Genomic DNA, 16,806 nt, shown 5'->3' on the forward strand with positions numbered 1-16,806 from the left:
GAAGAACCAATCCCAATGAGTTTTGAAACGTTTGTGATGCTGCTCTCCCCGGAGGCTCTTCTTGTCGGGGTTGCGCTAGGACTTTTAAGCCTTCAAAGCTTTTTTCCCCTTCCTTCCCGCCGGGTGGGGGAACTTGTGCTTTTGGCGACGGGTCTGGTTAGCCTAGCAATCCTTTTTACCAGGGGATACCACGGGATATTTTGGCATGGGGCTTACGTATGGGATCCCATGGCAAGTTTCTGGAAAGGGTTTTTTGTCGTATCGACCTTTCTTTTAACTTTTCTTTCCCTACTGGGAGAACCCCCGGCTGAGGAAAGGGCTGAGTTTTTTATCCTACCCCTCTTTTCGGCGGCGGGAATGTGTCTTTTAGCCTCCGCTCGAGATTTTTTGGTCCTTTTTGTGGCGCTGGAGCTTGTAACGCTCTCGCTCTACGTGCTGGTAGGGTATCAGAGGGGTGATGCGGCTGCGCTGGAAGCCGCAGTCAAGTATTTGATTGTGGGCGCTCTTGCCAGTGCTTTTGTTGTCATGGGAATTGCGTATATCTACGGAGCGACCGGAAGCACACAATTTGACGAGGTGGCTGCGCGGGCTGCCCGGATCCGGGACGAGAAACTCCTGCTTCTTGTGGCAGGAGTGCTTCTTTTACTTGTCGGGTTGGGATTTAAGACCACAACGGTACCGTTCCACGCATGGGCTCCGGACGTCTATCAGGGAGCTCCGACCCCGGTGACCGCTTTTTTGGCCGTGGCTTCCAAGGCGAGTGGATTTGTGGCTCTCCTGCGAGTTCTCAACCTGCCGTTGGCAGCAGGTGTTCTCCGGGACCGATGGATACCGGCTCTGGTTCTCTGCGCCGCGCTATCGGTGCTTCTGGGAAATCTTGCCGCGATCCCGCAGCGCAATGTCAAAAGGATGCTTGCCTATTCGGGGATCGGACACGCGGGCTTTCTTTTAATCGGCCTTTCTTCTGGGAACCCGGTAGGGTGTGCGTCGGTCCTCTATTACCTGTGGGCCTATCTTCTAGCCATTTTTAGCGCCTTTCTGGTTCTTGTTCTTGTCGGGCGGGAGGGAGGCGGAGACAACCTGAGTGATCTAGCGGGCCTTTACCGGCGTTCCCCTTTACTTGCCTGGTCCATGGCCCTGGCCATGGTTTCCTTGGCTGGGATCCCACCACTGAGTGGTTTTTTTGGAAAACTCATGGTGTTTCTTGCGGCTTGGCAGAGCGGTCACTATCTATTGGTGGCTGTAGGACTGGCCTGTGCTGCAGCTGGTCTCTACTACTACCTGGGGGTGATCCGGGTCATGTTTTGGTCCGAGCCCTCCCATCCCCAAACGGTTTTGGTGCCCTGGCCTGCGCAAGTCGTCCTCTACGTTCTTTTAGGGGCTCTGGTCTTTCTTGGCCTCTACGCCCAACCGCTTTTGGAAGCAGTCGCCCGGATCGTCTCGTAAATTGGCAGCCGCAAAGCTGCAAGCCCCTTCCAGACGCCCAGGCGGCTGCGGAGCTCTTCAGGGAGTTCAGGCTTTGCCAGGCGGATAGCCTATCGAACTTGTCAACCGACCCGGTTGGGTAACCGGCATGGAGGTAGGCGTGTTGGTGATAACCCTAGAAGACATAGACAAACGTATACGGATTTCGATTCGCCTTCTGGATGCATCGGCACAGGTGAGAGGTGCGACGCGTATTGTGTGGGCCGGCTTGTATACAGGGCCATCCCCGGTTGGGCTCTTTTGGTCGCTCCAAAAGACGAAGAGCTTCGTCCAGCACCCGGGAGAGTCAAACTTCCCCGGATCGGCCTTGGGGTTCTGCGATAGGGGCGGGGATAGGATCTTACGTCCCCAAAGACAAGAGCCACTGGTCTGGGTTTGAGAGGATCGCCGATGCACGGAGTATCGGAGGGGCTATTCAAGGCCAGCCCGTCCATCGGGATGGCTTAGCGATCGAGCCATTGGAACGCGGGCCCTAGCACCTGTGGGAGCTTTGGCCTAAAAGGGGCTGCGGCTGTTTTCTTCTCACAGTAAGTCATCCTAGCTAGTGCTTGGTCTCCACCGAGCCAACGCAACTGCAAGTAGCCCAGGGCCCAAGGGAGATCTTCAGCCCGCTCCATGGATGTAAGCATAAGGGCATCTAACCCATTCGAGTGGGAAAGGCTGGGATCCATTGCAACCACGAGAAACCGAACAAAACCTTAACCGCCGGGTCTTGTCGCGCTTACAGGAGGAGTCGCATAGGCAAGGGAGGGAACCGGCAGGTGAGCGAAAAGTCCAAAGCCAACGCAAGTCGAGCGATAGCCGAGCCGCAACAGGGGTCATGTCAAGCTTTGGCCTACCCGCAAGCCATCCGACGAAGCATTTTTGCGGGTATTGGCCGGGGCTTCGCAAGAGATTCAAAGCGGTGCATGCAGCGCATGTCCGGTCGGGGGACAATGGACAGCCTCCCGCGCCTTTTTCTTAGAAAACGCGGAAATTGGGCGCTATTGACGCTTTGTGGGTGAAACCCCGGCACGCGAAATCATGGGCAACGCTTTTCGGGCGGCGTCCCGGACGGTCTTCCCTGGTAGGAAAAGGGTTGTCTATGGTTTTAGGAAAGGGCTTGTGGGTTTGCGGAACGTAAAAGAAGAGTCTTTGTTTCTAGGCCCAGTTCCTTCTTGCGGAGTCAGGGTGAATAAAATCCTTTCCTAGCCAAGAGCTCCCAAGAAGTGCCCGGGTAGAAAAGAGTTTTTACCAATGGAGGATAAGTCCTGTTCTGTCCAACTCCAAGGAGGCTCCCGAGGGCGCGAGATTGCGCCGAGCGCGGGCTTACACAAGAGCTTGGAGTCTTGGCCCTCTCCGTGGATCTTGGCGCCATCGACAGGGCAGCGGCTCGATTGGGAGGTCGTCTTTGGGAGGAAGGCTCCAGTCGTTCTCGATCTTGGGGCAGGGGAGGGAAGCTTTTCGTTAGCTTACTCGGTTCGCCACCCTGGCAAGAACATTATGGCTGTGGAACGGAAAGCTGAAAGGGCTCGGAAGGCTGCCAGCAGGGCACAGCGTTTGGGACTTGACCATGTGAAAGTCCTTCACTGTGACATTGGGTATTTCCTCCGTTGTTTTGTCCCTCCGAGCTCTATATGGGAAATTCATCTTCTTTTCCCCGACCCGTGGCCAAAACGGAGGCATGCGAAACGGCGCCTGATTACCCCAGCATTCGTTTCCGACGTTGTATTGGCGTTGCTTCCCGGCGGGTTTGTGCGCTTTGTGACTGACCAGGCTTTCTATTTTGAACAGGCTGTCGAGCATTTTGGGCGGCAAAAGGAGTTGCAGCCGGAAAAAGAAGAGGTAGGGAGTTTCCCGCCAAGCAAGTTTGAGACGATCTTTCTTGCACAAGGGCTTCCCGTGTATCGAGCGATCTGGCGAAAAATCGGTGGCGTGCTGGAGCAAGAGCTGCCTTGCGCCCTCTCAGGGATCTCCGTAAGGTGAGTCCGTGCGCTATTCCTTGCGGTGGCTTTGCCGGTACGTGCAACTCACTTGCACTCCGGAAGAGCTTTTCAACCGGTTTACGGAGACCGGAACTGAGGTGGAACGGTTCTGGAGGCACGGGATTGAAGACCCGAGGATTGTGGTGGCCGAGATTCTCTCCTGGGATCGTCATCCCAACGCCGATCGACTGCGGGTGTGTCGCGTTTCCACGGGTGCCCAGGGGGAGCATCAGATTGTGTGCGGTGCTACCAATTTCAAACAGGGCGATCGAGTGGCCCTGGCGCTACCGGGATCGCGCCTGCCGGACGGCAAGCTCATTGAACCGGTGAAAATCCGCGGCGTTTCCTCCGATGGAATGCTTTGCTCGCAGAAGGAACTCGGCATTTCTCAAGAGGCGGAGGGGATTTGGATCTTGCCACCCGATTGGAGCTTGGGAACACCCCTGTGCCAGTGGATTCCTGCCGATATCCTATTTGAAATCGAGACGACCCCCAACCGGCCGGATCTTTTGTGCCATGAGGGCCTAGCCCGAGAGGCAGCAGCGATTGGCTGCGGAGAGTTTTTCCCGGTCGAAACGGGCCCGTTGGCTCCCTGTGACCAGCCTTTGGATTGGCCGGTCAAACTGGAGGTTCCGGAAGCTTGTCCTTACTACGGCGCAACGCTTTTAGAAGACGTGACGGTCGGGCCCAGTCCCAGCTGGTTGCAAGCCCTGTTGTGGGCCATTGGTAAGCGACCGATTAATAACGTCGTCGATGTGACCAACTTTGTCCTGTGGGAACTTGGGGAGCCTTTGCATGCTTTTGATGCCGACTCTTTGGATGGGAGGATTATCGTCCGGTACGGGCAGCCGGGCGAGTCGTTCCTGGGTTTGGATGGCCGGTTGTATACCCTGGATTCGTCGATGTTGGTCATTGCTGATGGGCAAAAAGCCCATGCTCTTGCCGGAATTTTGGGCGGCCAAGAAAGCGCGATCGGACCCCAGACTCGCCGAGTGCTTCTAGAAAGTGCTTGGTTTGAACCGGCCGTGATTCGCCGGACCGCTCGCAAGTTATCCCTTCATTCGGATGCAGCGTACCGCTTCGAGCGCCGGGTAGACCCTTCAGCGGTCCTACGCGCCCGGGACCGGGCGGTGCTGCTTTTAGGCGAGGTTGCAGGAGCTCGTTTGCGAAGATCTCCCTTGGTCGTGGGAGAGCCCCCGCCTGGGCCCGGTCCGGTACGGTTGCGGTATTCGAAAATCTGGGCTTTTCTTGGTGTTTCCCTTTCCCAGGAGGAGGTCCAAGCCATGTTGCAACGACTCGGGGTGCGTTGTGTGGAGGAAGGCAAAAACTTTGCAGTGTGGCTTCCTCCGAGCTGGCGCAGTGATCTTGGAGAGGAGGTGGATCTTTTAGAGGAAATTGTGCGGTTGACTGGAACGCAATCGATCTCCGGGCGCTTGCCTTCTGGGAGAATGGCTCCTGGCCGGGTAGATGAAGCTTTCGACCGGATGGAACGACTTCGACGGGCCCTGGCGGCACGGGGATGGCAGGAATGCCTTTGTATTCCCCTACTCCCCCGAGGCGAGGGCGACCAGCACGGGTTGGAGCTGGCCAACCCCATAAGCTCGCAGTATGCGCGGCTGCGTCTTTCTTTGAAAGAGGGACTGGTCAACGTAGCCGCACTCAATGTGAGTCGGGGCAACCGGGTTGTGCGACTGTTCGAAATGGGACGGGTGTTCCGCCGGACCCAACAAGGCATGGTCAGCGAGGAGGAACGGCTTGGAATTTTGTGGGCAGGGGAAATTGGAGAGGTTCACTGGGCCGCTCCTGTCAGGGAGGTCGACTTTTACGATATCAAAGGGGTAGTCGATTGGTTGTGCGACCGTTGGGAACTTTTACCGGTAGAAGGTCCGATCGAGCTTTCCGAGGAGCTTCAGCTCCAGACGGGTTTGGAGGTTACGGGTTATTATGCTGAGTTTTCCCTAGCAAAATATTTAACCAGTCCAAAGTTGAGGATGCTTGGGTCTTTCCAGCCACTGCCAGCCCACCCGCCGGTTCGCCGTGATCTTGCGATCCTAGTGCCCGCCTCGGTGGAACATCGGGAGGTTTTGCAGAAACTTTGGGATTGCGCTTGTTCCCTGGTGGAACGAATCGAGCTTTTTGATTGTTTTGTCGACCAGGAGGGTGTCCGGATTCCCGCTGGTTATAAATCGCTCGGGTACCGCTTGACGTATCGAGCCGGGGATCGGACATTAACCGACGAGGAAGTGAACCGACTTCAAAGCCAGCTCATTGACAGACTGAAACAGGTGCTTCCGTGCACGGTACGGGAGGGATCACCCATGCGTAGCTCGGCCGGATGATCCCCCCGGGGAATCGTTTTTTTTTTCCTGCGCTACTCGTGCTTGGGATCGATGTCTTTCCGCCGATAGTGACCGAAAAGGGGGCCGGAGCAAAGGATTGCGAAGTGGACGTCAGGCCTTGACTGGAAGGCGGAAGCTTCGCCCGAGGTCCCCACCTGCTCATAAAGGGTCGAAAGACCCGATCCACACGGTAGCGCGGGGCTTTCTTGCGGACTTTGGCCTTGCGATCGGTTTTAGTTCCGTCGCTGACTGGGAAAAAGCAGTGCCGCCGCTTTCTTTTTCGCTTTGCCTGGAGTATCAAGGAAGGAAGCGTTGGGATTTTACGAGGAGAGGTGTTTCCATCTTGGGGAAATCCTCCTGACGGGGAACGGCGTTGGGTCAGCTAGCCGTCTCACGCTAAAGAGATGAGGGATTCTCTGTGAGAGATTGGCTTTTGATGCAGTTCCCCTTTTTAACGAAAAAAACGGCGAGCTTTTGCGAAAAAAGATTCTTGTTGCGGATGCGTTTTCGGGTCACACGCCTCGGCGAAGGCCTGAAGAAGAGCTCGTTGCTGTGGGGTGAGTTGGGTGGGCACCTCGATGTACACTTTGACCAAAAGATCTCCCGGCCCTCCCCCGTGCAGGTCCGCGACTCCCTTGTGCTTGATACGAAAAACCCTCCCGCTTTGAGTTCCTGGGGGAATCCGAAGGGTTACTTCGCCGTCAAGAGTTGGAACGCGTACTTCCCCGCCCAAAGCTGCCTGGACAAAGCTAATGGGAACTTCGCAGACAAGATCTTTACCTTGTCGGGTGAAAAGGTCGTGATGCCGTACCTTGATTTCTACCAAAAGATCTCCAGGTGGCCCACCATGGATCCCTGCTTCTCCGTAGCCCGAAAGGCGCAATCGGGTTCCGTCCTCTACTCCGGCGGGGACCTTGACGCGAACCCTGGTTTGCCGGCGAACCCGCCCCTCCCCATTGCAGGCCGCACACGACCGCTCGACGACTCTCCCGGAACCGTAACATCGGGGACAGGTCTGGGCGATCACAAGAAAACCGCGGCTAAATTGGAGTTGACCACGCCCTCCACACGACGGGCATCGGATCAATCGGCTGCCGGGCTCAATTCCTTCACCCTGACACTGAGAGCATGTATCCCATTTGGATAGAGTGATTTCTTTTTCGCATCCCTTGACCGACTCCTCAAAGGAAAGTTCTAGCTCGTGATAAAGATCCCGACCCCTGCGAGAGTGCGAGGATCCTCGGTCGCTTGCGCCAAAGACCTCCTCAAAAAGATTCCCAAAAATTCCTTCCCCAAAGGATGACCCGCCGAAAACCTCCCGAAAGATTTCGAACGGATCGTGGAACCCCGGACTGGCTGCTCCGGGACGCATCGTGGGATCGAAGGCAGCATGGCCGTAACGGTCGTACGCTGCCCTTTTTTCGGGATCACTCAGAACCTCATACGCTTCCCCGATCTCTTTAAAGCGTTCTTCTGCTTGCTTGTCTCCCGGGTTTTTATCCGGATGATATTGGATGGCCAGACGACGGTAAGCCTTTTTGATTTCCTCAGGACTCGCGTCCCGGGAGACTCCCAATACTTCATAGTAGTCTCGCTTCGTTGAGGCCATAACCCTTCTTTTCGACCAGCAACCGAGACTTTTTTCTTGAGGCTCAGAAACCCCGAGCGTTCCAGAACCCTTCTATCCCTCGGCGTCTTTTCGAACGTTCGAACCCTCCCCTTCTTCGGGGGACTTGGCCACGACAACCCCGGCCGGGCGGAGCAACTTCCCCCGAAGCATGTACCCCTTTCGTAACTGGCTGATCACAGTTCCTTCGGGATGATCCAATCGGATCTCCTCGCCAAGGGCTTCATGCTGAAAAGGATCAAAAGGTTTGCCCAGGGCTTCCACCGGTTGCAACCCAGCTTCCTCCAGTACCGACTGTAACTGTTTCCAGACCATTCTCAACCCTTCCGCCACAGGTTGCAGTGAGGTAGCCTGCTGGGCTGCCTCCACGGCCCTTTCGAGATTATCGATAACGGGTAAGAGACTGTGGAAAAGCTCCTGGTTCGCGTAACGAGTAATTTCCTCTCTTTCCCGGTCGAGTCGTTTCCGGGCATTGTCCCACTCCGCCAGGGCGCGGAGCAGACGGTCTTTGAGCTGGTCTTTTTCTTTTTCCAGTTGTTCAAGCCAGCTACGCGAAACCAAAATGTACTGGGGCTCGTTTGACCCTTCGGTGGCTTGGGCCCCAGAATCCGGAACGGAAGCGTCTGGGCTTTTCATGGTCCTATAATCTTTTTTTCGATCCAAGCTTAGGAAAGTAGTTATCGGGGCTCGGCTGCAAGAAGTTCGAGGAGCTTCCCCTTTTACGTTTCTCTCCGGATGGCTACTACCGTAATATCGTCTTCTTGGGGGAGATCCCCGCGAAATTGACGAATTTCTCGCAACACTTCCTCCAATAGCCTTGCCGGACCATCCCCAGCCGCCCTTTCGACCAGCCGGAGAAGATTTTCTCGACCGAATTCTTTCCCTTGAGCGTTACGCGTTTCATAGACACCATCCGTATAGAAAAAGAGAAGCTCTCCGGGTGCCAGTCGAAACGCTACATCGCTCACCTCTCCGTCAAAGATCTCCCCGCTATCAATCCCCAAGGCTAGACCCGGGATACGGACAAGCTCCGCAGGACGACCAGATCCCCGGTACCATACGGGAAGTTCGTGTCCTGCTCGCGCCAGACGGATTTCACCTGTCTCTTCATCAATGACACAGTAAAGCAGCGTCAGGAACATATCTTCAGGGACCTCGCCAAAAAGGGAGCGGTTGATTTCCCGCAGGACATCCGACGGGGAGATGACCCCGGGAGCACGTGCGCGCAACAGTGCCCGGCAGCTCGTCATGAGCACGGAAGCCGGTAGGCTTTTTCCGCAAACATCTCCAAGGGCAATTCCCCAGTGACGACCGCTTACGGGAATAAAATCATAAAAATCTCCCCCTCTTTCCCCAGCAGAGAGCGTTCGGGCTGCCACTTCAAACCCCGAAACGCGGGGAAGAGCATCGGAAACAACCGGTTCCCGGGAGGGGGAGGGGAGAGTCGTGACCGGCTCTGCGGGAAGCTTGCCAATCGTCAAGGATGGGGGACGCAATTCCGTTCTTTCCCCAACTTCAGGAAGGGGAGAAACGATTTGGGGAGTTTCACCCGTCTCCGGCAGGGAAAGATCCACCTTGGGAAGTTTTTTCTCGAACGGCGTGTCCGGCCTCTCCTCCGTGGCCGGACACCGGAGCTGATAGAGGAGCGCAGCTTGAGCTGCCAGAGAAATGCCTCGCGCAAGATCAGCCTGGCTAAAGGCAGTTCCTCCCTCTCGGTGGGCTAACGCAATCACTCCGAAAACCTGGCCGTTAGTAACCAGAGGAATTGCCAGGTAGGAATCGGTCCGTAATGTTCCCTGTCCTGCGGACGGAAACCGGGGATCGGACCGGGTATCTGCCACCAGTTCCGGCTTTCCCGTTCGCGCAACGGAAGCGACACACACGGGGGCGTCCAGTGAGATGGGGGAACTTTTCAAATAGTTGGCCCGTTCCAAGAGGTTAAACTGGATCCGGGCGGCCACCTCGTTGGGCACACTTATCGGGGGCGGGAAAGGACCCGCCATTCGCTCTAGCTCAAGCTGTTGGTTACGCAGGAGATAAATGGCTCCGCTTCCGGCTCGAATCAAGCGTCGCAAGCAATCGAGGAAGGCTTCCCAAAACGCTTCAGGGTCTGTACCGAGAGCACCTTTTTCTAAGAAAGAAACCAGTAGTTCCACGGTTTGCTGATACCGGTAGAGTTCTCGCACCGATTCATTGCGGCTGAGGCGAGCCCGGTTCCACTCAATCCCTAACCAGAGTAGCGCAACGGCCAGAAGCCCGGAAAGAATCCATCCGCTCATGGAAAGTAGCGACTCCATGGAGAGAGACCTTACGAGGATTGGCCCATATTCGTTCCAGGGGTTCCAAGAAGTTCCAAGACAGGCTGGAATCGACCCGCATTACCAGGGTCCCACTCAATGAGATTTCGATGAGCCTCTGCTACCAAAGCCTTGGCGAGTTGCCGATTGGTTGGACCAGATTCAGGGATTTCGACTTTCTCCCCCTCTATCCCGGAAGCCTCCGAACATAGTCCCAGAAGGCGGTCCACACCCAGGACGGCCATTGCCTCGCGAGATCGAACCGACGCTTTCACAACCCGAACCGTTCCGTTTTGTTTCCCCATGAACATGGCCAGGCCTACCATGATTCCCAGAAACGTGCTGTCCACATAGCTACAATTTTCTAAATCGATCCAGATTTCCCGGACCCCCTCTTGTTGGGATCGCCGGGCAAGCTCTTTGAGACAACAGGCTTCTTCGATGCATCCGCGCTCTTGTACAACGACAATGAGCCGTTCCCCTCTTCGAAGCCCGACAATACCCGCTTTTTTCACTTTTTCCAATATCCGTTGCGCGAGGGGGAGAGTCAATCCATTGCCCAAGCTTTCTTTTAAGCGAGGGGTGAGGCAAGTTGGAACTCAAAGCAAAGGATGGGATGCATTCTCCCTTTGCCCGCTTTTTTAGGACAAACGAAAAAAAGGTTAGCACGCGATGGTTGAGCGCCCATGGAACGTCCACATCGTCGAGGAGAGCTTTCCCTTAGGGCCTCCTCTTTCGCTCATTGTCCTGGGGAGCGGAACTTCGCAGGGCGTTCCTTTGATTGGATGTTCGTGCAAGGTTTGTACTTCTGTAGACCCAAGGGATCATCGGTTTCGGGCCTCCGTCTTTTTGACCAATGGAAAGGAAGCTTATCTCATCGACACGGCTCCCGAACTGCGCCTTCAATGTTTGCGGGAGGGAATCGAGCACGTGGACGCGGTTCTGTACACTCATGCCCATGCGGATCATACGATAGGCTTTGATGATTTACGCCGTTTCTGTGACGAATCGGGAAAACCGATCCCGATCTTGGGTCCCGAGGAAACTCTGGTGGCTTTGCAACGGATGTTCCCGTATGCCTTTGACGGACCGGCCGAACCCACAGGCTACGTACGGGCCGTCCCGCATGCGATCCGGGAAAACTTTTTGCTTGGAAGCTTTGAGGTAAGTCCCCTACCCGTCATCCACGGCAAGGTCGCTACCTTTGGATACCTCTTTTGCGCCTCAGGGCGAAAGCTTTTGGCCTACGTTCCTGATTGTCACGCTTTTACGGAGGAAGCCTGGTGCAAGGCCCAGGGGGTGGAAGTTTTGATCATTGACGGTCTTCGGGACCACCCTCACCCTACCCATCTGAGCTCTTCTGAGGCCCTGAGGATCGCGGAAAGATTAGGAGCGGGATTTACGCTCCTTACCCATCTCACCCACCATGCTTCCCATCGGGATCGCTCGCGAAACCTTCCGCCCACGGCCCGGGTTGCCTACGACGGATTGCGGTTGCGCTGGACCGAGCGCCCGTATTGCATAGGCATGTGGGGACCCCAGTGGAGACCAATGCCCCGGTGGGAAAGCCAACCATGAGGTTAGTCGATACCCACGTTCACCTAGACTTTCCCGAATTTGATGTCGATCGGGACCAAGTGATGGTCCGGGCGGCCTGTGAGGGGGTCCATTCCATCGTTGGCGTAAGTGTCGACCTTGATTCTAGCCGTCGCCTTCTGGGCCTTGCGCAACAATATCCGGCTCTTCGGGTAACCGTTGGGATCCATCCTGCCTATGTGGGAAAAGGGAAAAACGATGCAAACTTGTGGAATGAACTGGAGCACCTTGCCCAGGAGCCCAAGGTGGTAGCCTTGGGAGAAACCGGGCTTGATTTCCATCGTCTTCCCCAAGATCCGGTCGAGACGGAAGCCATTCGGATGGCCCAGCGGACGGCCTTCCAAGCGCACCTGCAATTGGCAGCCAAGCTGGGTCTTCCCCTGGTCATTCACCAGAGGGACGCTTGGGAGGAAACCTGGGAACTGCTGGAGCCCTATCGGGGAAAGGTGCGTGCGGTTTTTCACTGTTTTGGCGGGACCTGGGAGCAAGCCGAAAGAATCCTCCGGGCGGGTTGGAAGCTCTCGTTCACGGGAACGGTAACCTTTCGAAAGTCGCAGGCATTGCGGGCGCTGGCGGCCCAGCTCCCTGAAGAGTCTTTCATGATTGAAACCGACGCCCCTTTTCTGGCACCGGAGCCCTGGCGGGGGAGACGAAACGAACCGGCGTGGGTGATTCACGTGGCTCGGGTGCTGGCGCAAGCACGCCAGCAGAGTGTGGAAACAATTGCCGAACTGACCACCCAGAACGCCGTTTGCTTTTTTGCGTTGGAGGGTTGACCGGCACAAAAGGAAGATTTTATTTTCCAGTCTTTCCACGGATGTCGAATTCGGAGATTTCTCAAGGCCTTCGCGGTAAACGCTACTCGCGAGTCGTGGTCGAGGGGCCCGAGCGGGCCCCGAATCGAGCGATGCTCCACGCGGTAGGTTTCCGGCAGCAAGACTTCCAAAAACCCATTCTGGGCGTGGCTTCTACCTGGAGCATGGTCACTCCATGCAACATGCACCTGGATCTTCTGGCCCGGGAAGTCGCCCGTGGCATCGAAGAAGCAGGCAGTAAAGCCATCTTGTTTAATACGATCGCTGTCTCAGACGGGATTTCCATGGGCACAGAAGGAATGAGATACTCTTTGGTCAGCCGGGAGGTGATTGCCGACTCGATCGAAACGGTCGTGGGCTGTCAGGGAATGGATGGGCTGGTGGGAATTGGCGGGTGTGACAAAACGATTCCAGGCTGTTTGATCGCCATGGCCCGACTCAACCGGCCCAGCGTTTTCCTCTACGGCGGCAGCATTGTTCCGGGCAACTGGCGGGGTGCGCCGGTGGATATTGTTTCGGTTTTTGAAGCGGTGGGAGCCTATGCCCGGGGTGCCGTTACGGAAAAGGAGCTGGCCGAGCTGGAGGCGTGCGCCATTCCAGGGCCTGGGTCCTGTGGGGGAATGTATACGGCCAATACGATGGCTTGTGCTGCGGAGGCACTCGGGATGAGTCTTCCCAATAGCGCTAGTAACCTTGCCATATCGGAAGCCAAGAAAACCGACGCTTTTGAGTCGGGCCGCTTGCTTGTACGGCTTGTGGAACGGGAGCTCCGTCCGAGGGACATTCTTACGAGAAAAGCCTTCGAAAACGCGATTACGGTGGTTACCGCACTTGGTGGTTCGACCAACGCAGTGTTGCATCTTTTGGCCATCGCGCATGCGGCAGGTGTGAGGCTTCGGATCGACGATTTTCAACGAATCGGAAGGCGGGTTCCCGTTTTAGCCGACCTCAAGCCAAGTGGTCGTTTCGTTATGGCCGACTTGAGCCGAGTCGGGGGGATAGCACCGCTTATGCGCGAGCTGTTACGCCGGGACCGGCTCCACGGGGATTGTCTGACGATTACGGGAAAGACCCTGGCGGAAAATCTGGAAGCCTTTCCGGACTATCCGACGGACCAGGAGGTGGTTCGCCCTTGGGAATCCCCTCTGAAACGCAGGGGGCATATCCTAGTACTGCGCGGGAACCTGGCTCCGGGCGGAGCCATTGCCAAGCTCAGCGGGCAGGAACCCAAATCCTTTACCGGGCGGGCTCGGGTATTTGATTGCGAAGAGGAGGCGTTGGCCAAGATCCTGGATGGTACCGTGAGCAAGGGTGAGGTGATTGTCATTCGTTATGAGGGGCCAAAAGGAGGTCCAGGAATGCGGGAGATGCTCGCTCCCACTGCGGCTGTTATGGGCAGAGGCTTGGGCCGAGATGTGGCACTGGTTACCGACGGGCGTTTTTCGGGTGGGAGTCACGGGTTTGTGGTCGGGCATGTGTGCCCGGAGGCTTATGAAGGGGGGCCGATTGCCGTAGTTCAAAACGGCGATTTGATCACAGTCGATGCCGACAAGCGGGAGATAACTTTGCACGTTACGCCACGGGAATTAGCGGGAAGATTGCGGAGATGGCGTAGACCTCCTCCACGCTTCACGCAAGGAGTTCTGGCCAAATTTGCTGCACTGGTTTCCCCGGCGAGTCTGGGAGCTGTCACCGACCGAAAAGGGGTTGGCTAGAGGGGTTATGGGAGACTCGGCGAGGCTTGCCCGCTACTGGTTGGTAACCCTTGGGGCGGATGCAGGCCTGGCTCTCCTCAAGGCAGTGGCAGGATGGCAGGGTCACTCGTATGCCCTTTTAGCCGATTCACTGGAATCGGCCTTTGACATGGCGGGAGCCGTGGTAGCCTGGGCAGCACTCCGGTTCTCTCTTCAGCCGCCGGACGCGAACCATCCGTACGGGCATGGAAAGGCTGATCCCCTCTTTGGAATTCTTTCATCGGGTCTTCTGGGGTGCATGGCTGCCGTCGTCGGGGTTCGATCGGCGCTGGCCCTGGCCGGGGCTGACTTCGAGCCGCCGCGTTTCTTTACGCTTCCCGTGCTTTTGGTAGCGGTGGGGATTAAGGAAGCGCTTTTTCGGATGTTTCGTCCCAAGGCAGGGGATTTTTCCAGCCATATTCTCCGGGTCACTGCTTGGCACCAACGAGCCGATGTCGTGACTTCTCTGGTTGCCGTTGTGGGTATTTCTCTTTCGACTTTTTTCTCGCCGGGGTTCCTTTGGGCGGATCGAGCGGCCGGTCTTTTGGCAAGCCTCTGGGTGGGTGGAAACGCCCTGCGTTCCTTTTGGTTGGCGGCCGGGGAGCTTATGGATGTGGCGGTTCCTAAGGAGCTGCAGGAAAAAATTCAAAGGGAGGCAGCCTGTGTGGAGGGTGTTTGTGAAATTGAGAAGTGCCGGATTCGCAAAAGCGGAGCGGCTCTCCTGCTAGACGTTCATGTACGTGTCGACCCGGAGATTACCGTTCGAGAGGGACACGCGATTGCCCACGCCGTGAAGGATCGGTTGTGCAGTTCTGCCTTCCCCATCCAGGACGTGGTCGTCCATATTGAGCCTGCGGAAAGCTTAGGAGAAAGGGCCTCCCTCGGGGAGGCCTCCCGTCACAAGAAAACGATCGCCCGGACAAACGAACCTGGTGGGGCATAGCCACCGGGGTGCTCTTGTTGTTCGTCTAGTCGAACTCGACTCCGGGCCGCTCGGAATCAATGGGATTCGTTCGTCCACCCTTTGCGTTGGGCGTGCGTCTTTTGGGGGAGAGCGCAGGTGGTTGCCATTCATTTTACGCATGGGTGACTCATCAACCCCGCTTAGGATGAAAGGTTTGGCTTGGGCGCCGTGGTATGCCTCCTGCTTGGAAGCCAGAGGAGAGAGTTCCACGAGGCGATTGGCATGATTGAGGTCTGTGGGGTTTGGAAAAGTTACTGGGTAAGGGGATCGGTGGTTCCGGTTTTGCGCGGGCTGGATTGGCGCGTGGAAGCGGGCCAATGGGTAAGTCTTGTCGGGCGTTCTGGGTCGGGGAAAAGCACGCTGGTAGGGATTTTGGCAGGTCTGATCGAACCGGACCGGGGTTCTGTACGGATAGGTAACCCGAACGGCGGCGGGGGAAAAGTGTGTCCTGCCATTGTCTTCCAAAACTATTCTCTCCTGCCCTGGCTATCGGCCTACGAGAACGTGCTCCTTGCAGTGGAAGAGTGTTCCCAGCGATTACCAGGTATCGACCCTGACCAGGAGGCAAAGCGGCTCTTGGATCTTGTGGGTCTATCGAAGGCAGCGTGGAAGCGACCAGGGGATCTTTCCGGTGGGATGCGCCAGCGGGTAGCCCTTGCACGTGCACTTGCCTTTCGATCCCCCGTGCTTTTACTCGACGAACCTTTGAGTGCTCTGGATGCCTTTACAAGGGCCAGGCTGCAAGAGGAACTGGCGGCGATTGCTTCAAGCCAGGGACAGACGATTGTCTTGGTAACCAATGACTTGGAGGAAGCCTTGCGCTTGGGGGACCGGGTGTGGGCGTTGGCCGGTGGACGGCTTTGGCCTCCTGAAGGGGTTCGGCTGGGTGGAACACGTCCACGGACAAAGCAGGAGCTTTGGGCATCTCCTTCCCTAAGGAAGGCAAAAGCGTTGCTCGAGAAGCTTCTTCGAGGGGGGCCTTCCGGAGAGAAGTTCTGGGAAGATGGGAGGATGATTCAGCCGGAGTTGGTTGGCTTGTAACGCGAGGTAAGAAAAAGTGAAGGGTTTTTGGGAAGCACGCGAGCTTGGAAAAGCGTTTTGGACACCCCAAGGGTTAACGTTCGTCGTCCGGCATTTCTCTCTTTGTTTCGAGCCGGGGGAGTTCGTTTGCCTGGTTGGCCATTCGGGGTGTGGAAAAAGCACCGTTCTTTCGATTCTGGCTGGTCTTCAGGCTCCCACGGAAGGCGGAATCTACCGGAGAGGAGTTCCCGTGAGAAGGGCGGATCGGACGCGTGCCATGGTCTTTCAATCTCCGAGCCTTTTTCCCTGGATGACGGCCGAGCAAAACGTGGCTCTTGCCCTGGAGGGGACCCATCCGGAGCTTTCAGGAAAAGAGCGAAGGGAGAAGGCTCGATTCTATCTTGGGAAGGTGGGACTTGAAGAGGTTGCAGGCAAACGGATCGGAGAATTGTCGATGGGGATGAGACAGCGCGTCAATGTTGCGCGCGCCTTTGCCATGGAGCCCGAGCTCCTTTTGTTGGATGAACCCTTTGGAATGCTCGACTCAATCACCCGGTCGGAACTCCAGGAAGTCCTTTTGGAACATTGGGGACAGTCAGCGTGCGCGGGCCTTATGGTAACTCACGACATTGAAGAGGCCGTGTATCTGGCGGATCGGATTGTGGTGATGACCGATGGTCCGGAAGCAACGGTGGGAAAAATCTTTCGAAACCCCAGTCCACGGCCCAAGGATCGCCGGCAGCTGGGGGAAGACCCGGTTCTTTTGGCGCTCAGGCAAGAAATCTTTGAACTTCTGGAGGGCTCTGCCGGCTCGCTGCGTTCCGTGTCCGGAGCTGAGGGAGCACAGTGGATCTTTCGCTCCTCTGGGCGGCCTCTCGTGAAACGCAAATGGTCCCAGAGAGTGGAGACAACCGTCAAGTAGTCCGCATGGGAAGGGAAGTGTGGCCAAGAGCTTCTCAGGAGGAG

General features: G+C 56.6%; 13 protein-coding genes and 1 other RNA gene. 10 read left to right on the top strand and 4 right to left on the bottom strand.

Annotated elements, in window-relative coordinates; translation table 11 throughout:
- Positions 1–15: 15 nt before the first annotated feature.
- The 4 genes from KK925_RS07500 to ssrS all read left to right on the top strand — a co-directional run bounded on the left by KK925_RS07500 (position 16) and on the right by ssrS (position 5,994).
- Positions 16–1,446: an NADH-quinone oxidoreductase subunit N gene (locus KK925_RS07500; RefSeq protein ID WP_214096402.1), complete on the top strand. Its 1,431-nt coding sequence runs from the start codon at positions 16–18 to the stop codon at positions 1,444–1,446.
- Between the two features lie 1,386 nt (positions 1,447–2,832).
- The gene (gene trmB / locus KK925_RS07505) at positions 2,833–3,450 is read left to right on the top strand and encodes a tRNA (guanosine(46)-N7)-methyltransferase TrmB (RefSeq protein ID WP_214096403.1); all 618 of its coding nucleotides are present in this window, start codon (positions 2,833–2,835) and stop codon (positions 3,448–3,450) included.
- A 4-nt stretch (positions 3,451–3,454) separates the two neighbouring features.
- Complete coding sequence (gene pheT / locus KK925_RS07510) at positions 3,455–5,788, top strand: phenylalanine--tRNA ligase subunit beta (RefSeq protein WP_174582175.1); 2,334 nt, start codon at positions 3,455–3,457, stop codon at positions 5,786–5,788.
- 21 nt (positions 5,789–5,809) lie between these two features.
- Positions 5,810–5,994: non-coding RNA, 6S RNA (gene ssrS / locus KK925_RS07515), on the top strand.
- 245 nt (positions 5,995–6,239) lie between these two features.
- On the opposite strand, the gene dnaJ is transcribed toward ssrS, so the two are convergent.
- From dnaJ to KK925_RS07535, 4 genes are all read right to left on the bottom strand, one after another.
- On the bottom strand, positions 6,240–7,397 hold the full coding sequence (gene dnaJ, locus KK925_RS07520) for a molecular chaperone DnaJ (RefSeq protein WP_174582176.1): 1,158 nt from the start codon (positions 7,395–7,397) through the stop codon (positions 6,240–6,242).
- A 72-nt stretch (positions 7,398–7,469) separates the two neighbouring features.
- Positions 7,470–8,051: a nucleotide exchange factor GrpE gene (locus KK925_RS07525; RefSeq protein ID WP_174582177.1), complete on the bottom strand. Its 582-nt coding sequence runs from the start codon at positions 8,049–8,051 to the stop codon at positions 7,470–7,472.
- An 83-nt stretch (positions 8,052–8,134) separates the two neighbouring features.
- Positions 8,135–9,712 (bottom strand): GAF domain-containing SpoIIE family protein phosphatase, encoded by a 1,578-nt coding sequence (locus KK925_RS07530; protein WP_174582178.1) that lies wholly within the window; start codon positions 9,710–9,712, stop codon positions 8,135–8,137.
- Between the two features lie 11 nt (positions 9,713–9,723).
- Positions 9,724–10,227 carry an STAS domain-containing protein gene (locus KK925_RS07535; RefSeq protein WP_174582179.1) on the bottom strand — a complete coding sequence of 168 codons (504 nt, stop codon included), beginning with the start codon at positions 10,225–10,227 and terminating at the stop codon, positions 9,724–9,726.
- 157 nt (positions 10,228–10,384) lie between these two features.
- Between KK925_RS07535 and KK925_RS07540 the strand changes: the two genes are divergently transcribed.
- The 6 genes from KK925_RS07540 to KK925_RS07565 all read left to right on the top strand — a co-directional run bounded on the left by KK925_RS07540 (position 10,385) and on the right by KK925_RS07565 (position 16,762).
- Entirely contained in the window at positions 10,385–11,290 is a 906-nt protein-coding gene (locus tag KK925_RS07540; protein ID WP_174582180.1) for an MBL fold metallo-hydrolase, read from the top strand.
- Positions 11,287–12,084 carry a TatD family hydrolase gene (locus tag KK925_RS07545; RefSeq protein WP_174582181.1) on the top strand — a complete coding sequence of 266 codons (798 nt, stop codon included), beginning with the start codon at positions 11,287–11,289 and terminating at the stop codon, positions 12,082–12,084. The genes KK925_RS07540 and KK925_RS07545 overlap by 4 nt, the downstream gene beginning before the upstream one ends.
- A 41-nt stretch (positions 12,085–12,125) precedes the next feature.
- On the top strand, positions 12,126–13,838 hold the full coding sequence (gene ilvD, locus KK925_RS07550) for a dihydroxy-acid dehydratase (protein ID WP_174582182.1): 1,713 nt from the start codon (positions 12,126–12,128) through the stop codon (positions 13,836–13,838).
- A gap of 7 nt (positions 13,839–13,845) precedes the next feature.
- Positions 13,846–14,799, top strand: coding sequence for a cation diffusion facilitator family transporter (locus tag KK925_RS07555; RefSeq protein WP_174582183.1), 954 nt, complete (start codon positions 13,846–13,848; stop codon positions 14,797–14,799).
- Positions 14,800–14,988: 189 nt separating this feature from the next.
- Positions 14,989–15,861, top strand: coding sequence for an ABC transporter ATP-binding protein (locus KK925_RS07560; protein ID WP_214096404.1), 873 nt, complete (start codon positions 14,989–14,991; stop codon positions 15,859–15,861).
- A gap of 16 nt (positions 15,862–15,877) precedes the next feature.
- Positions 15,878–16,762 carry an ABC transporter ATP-binding protein gene (locus KK925_RS07565; protein WP_174582185.1) on the top strand — a complete coding sequence of 295 codons (885 nt, stop codon included), beginning with the start codon at positions 15,878–15,880 and terminating at the stop codon, positions 16,760–16,762.
- The last annotated feature ends 44 nt before the right edge of the window (positions 16,763–16,806 follow it).

This window comes from Candidatus Methylacidithermus pantelleriae (assembly GCF_905250085.1).
GTDB classification, from domain to species: domain Bacteria; phylum Verrucomicrobiota; class Verrucomicrobiia; order Methylacidiphilales; family Methylacidiphilaceae; genus Methylacidithermus; species Methylacidithermus pantelleriae.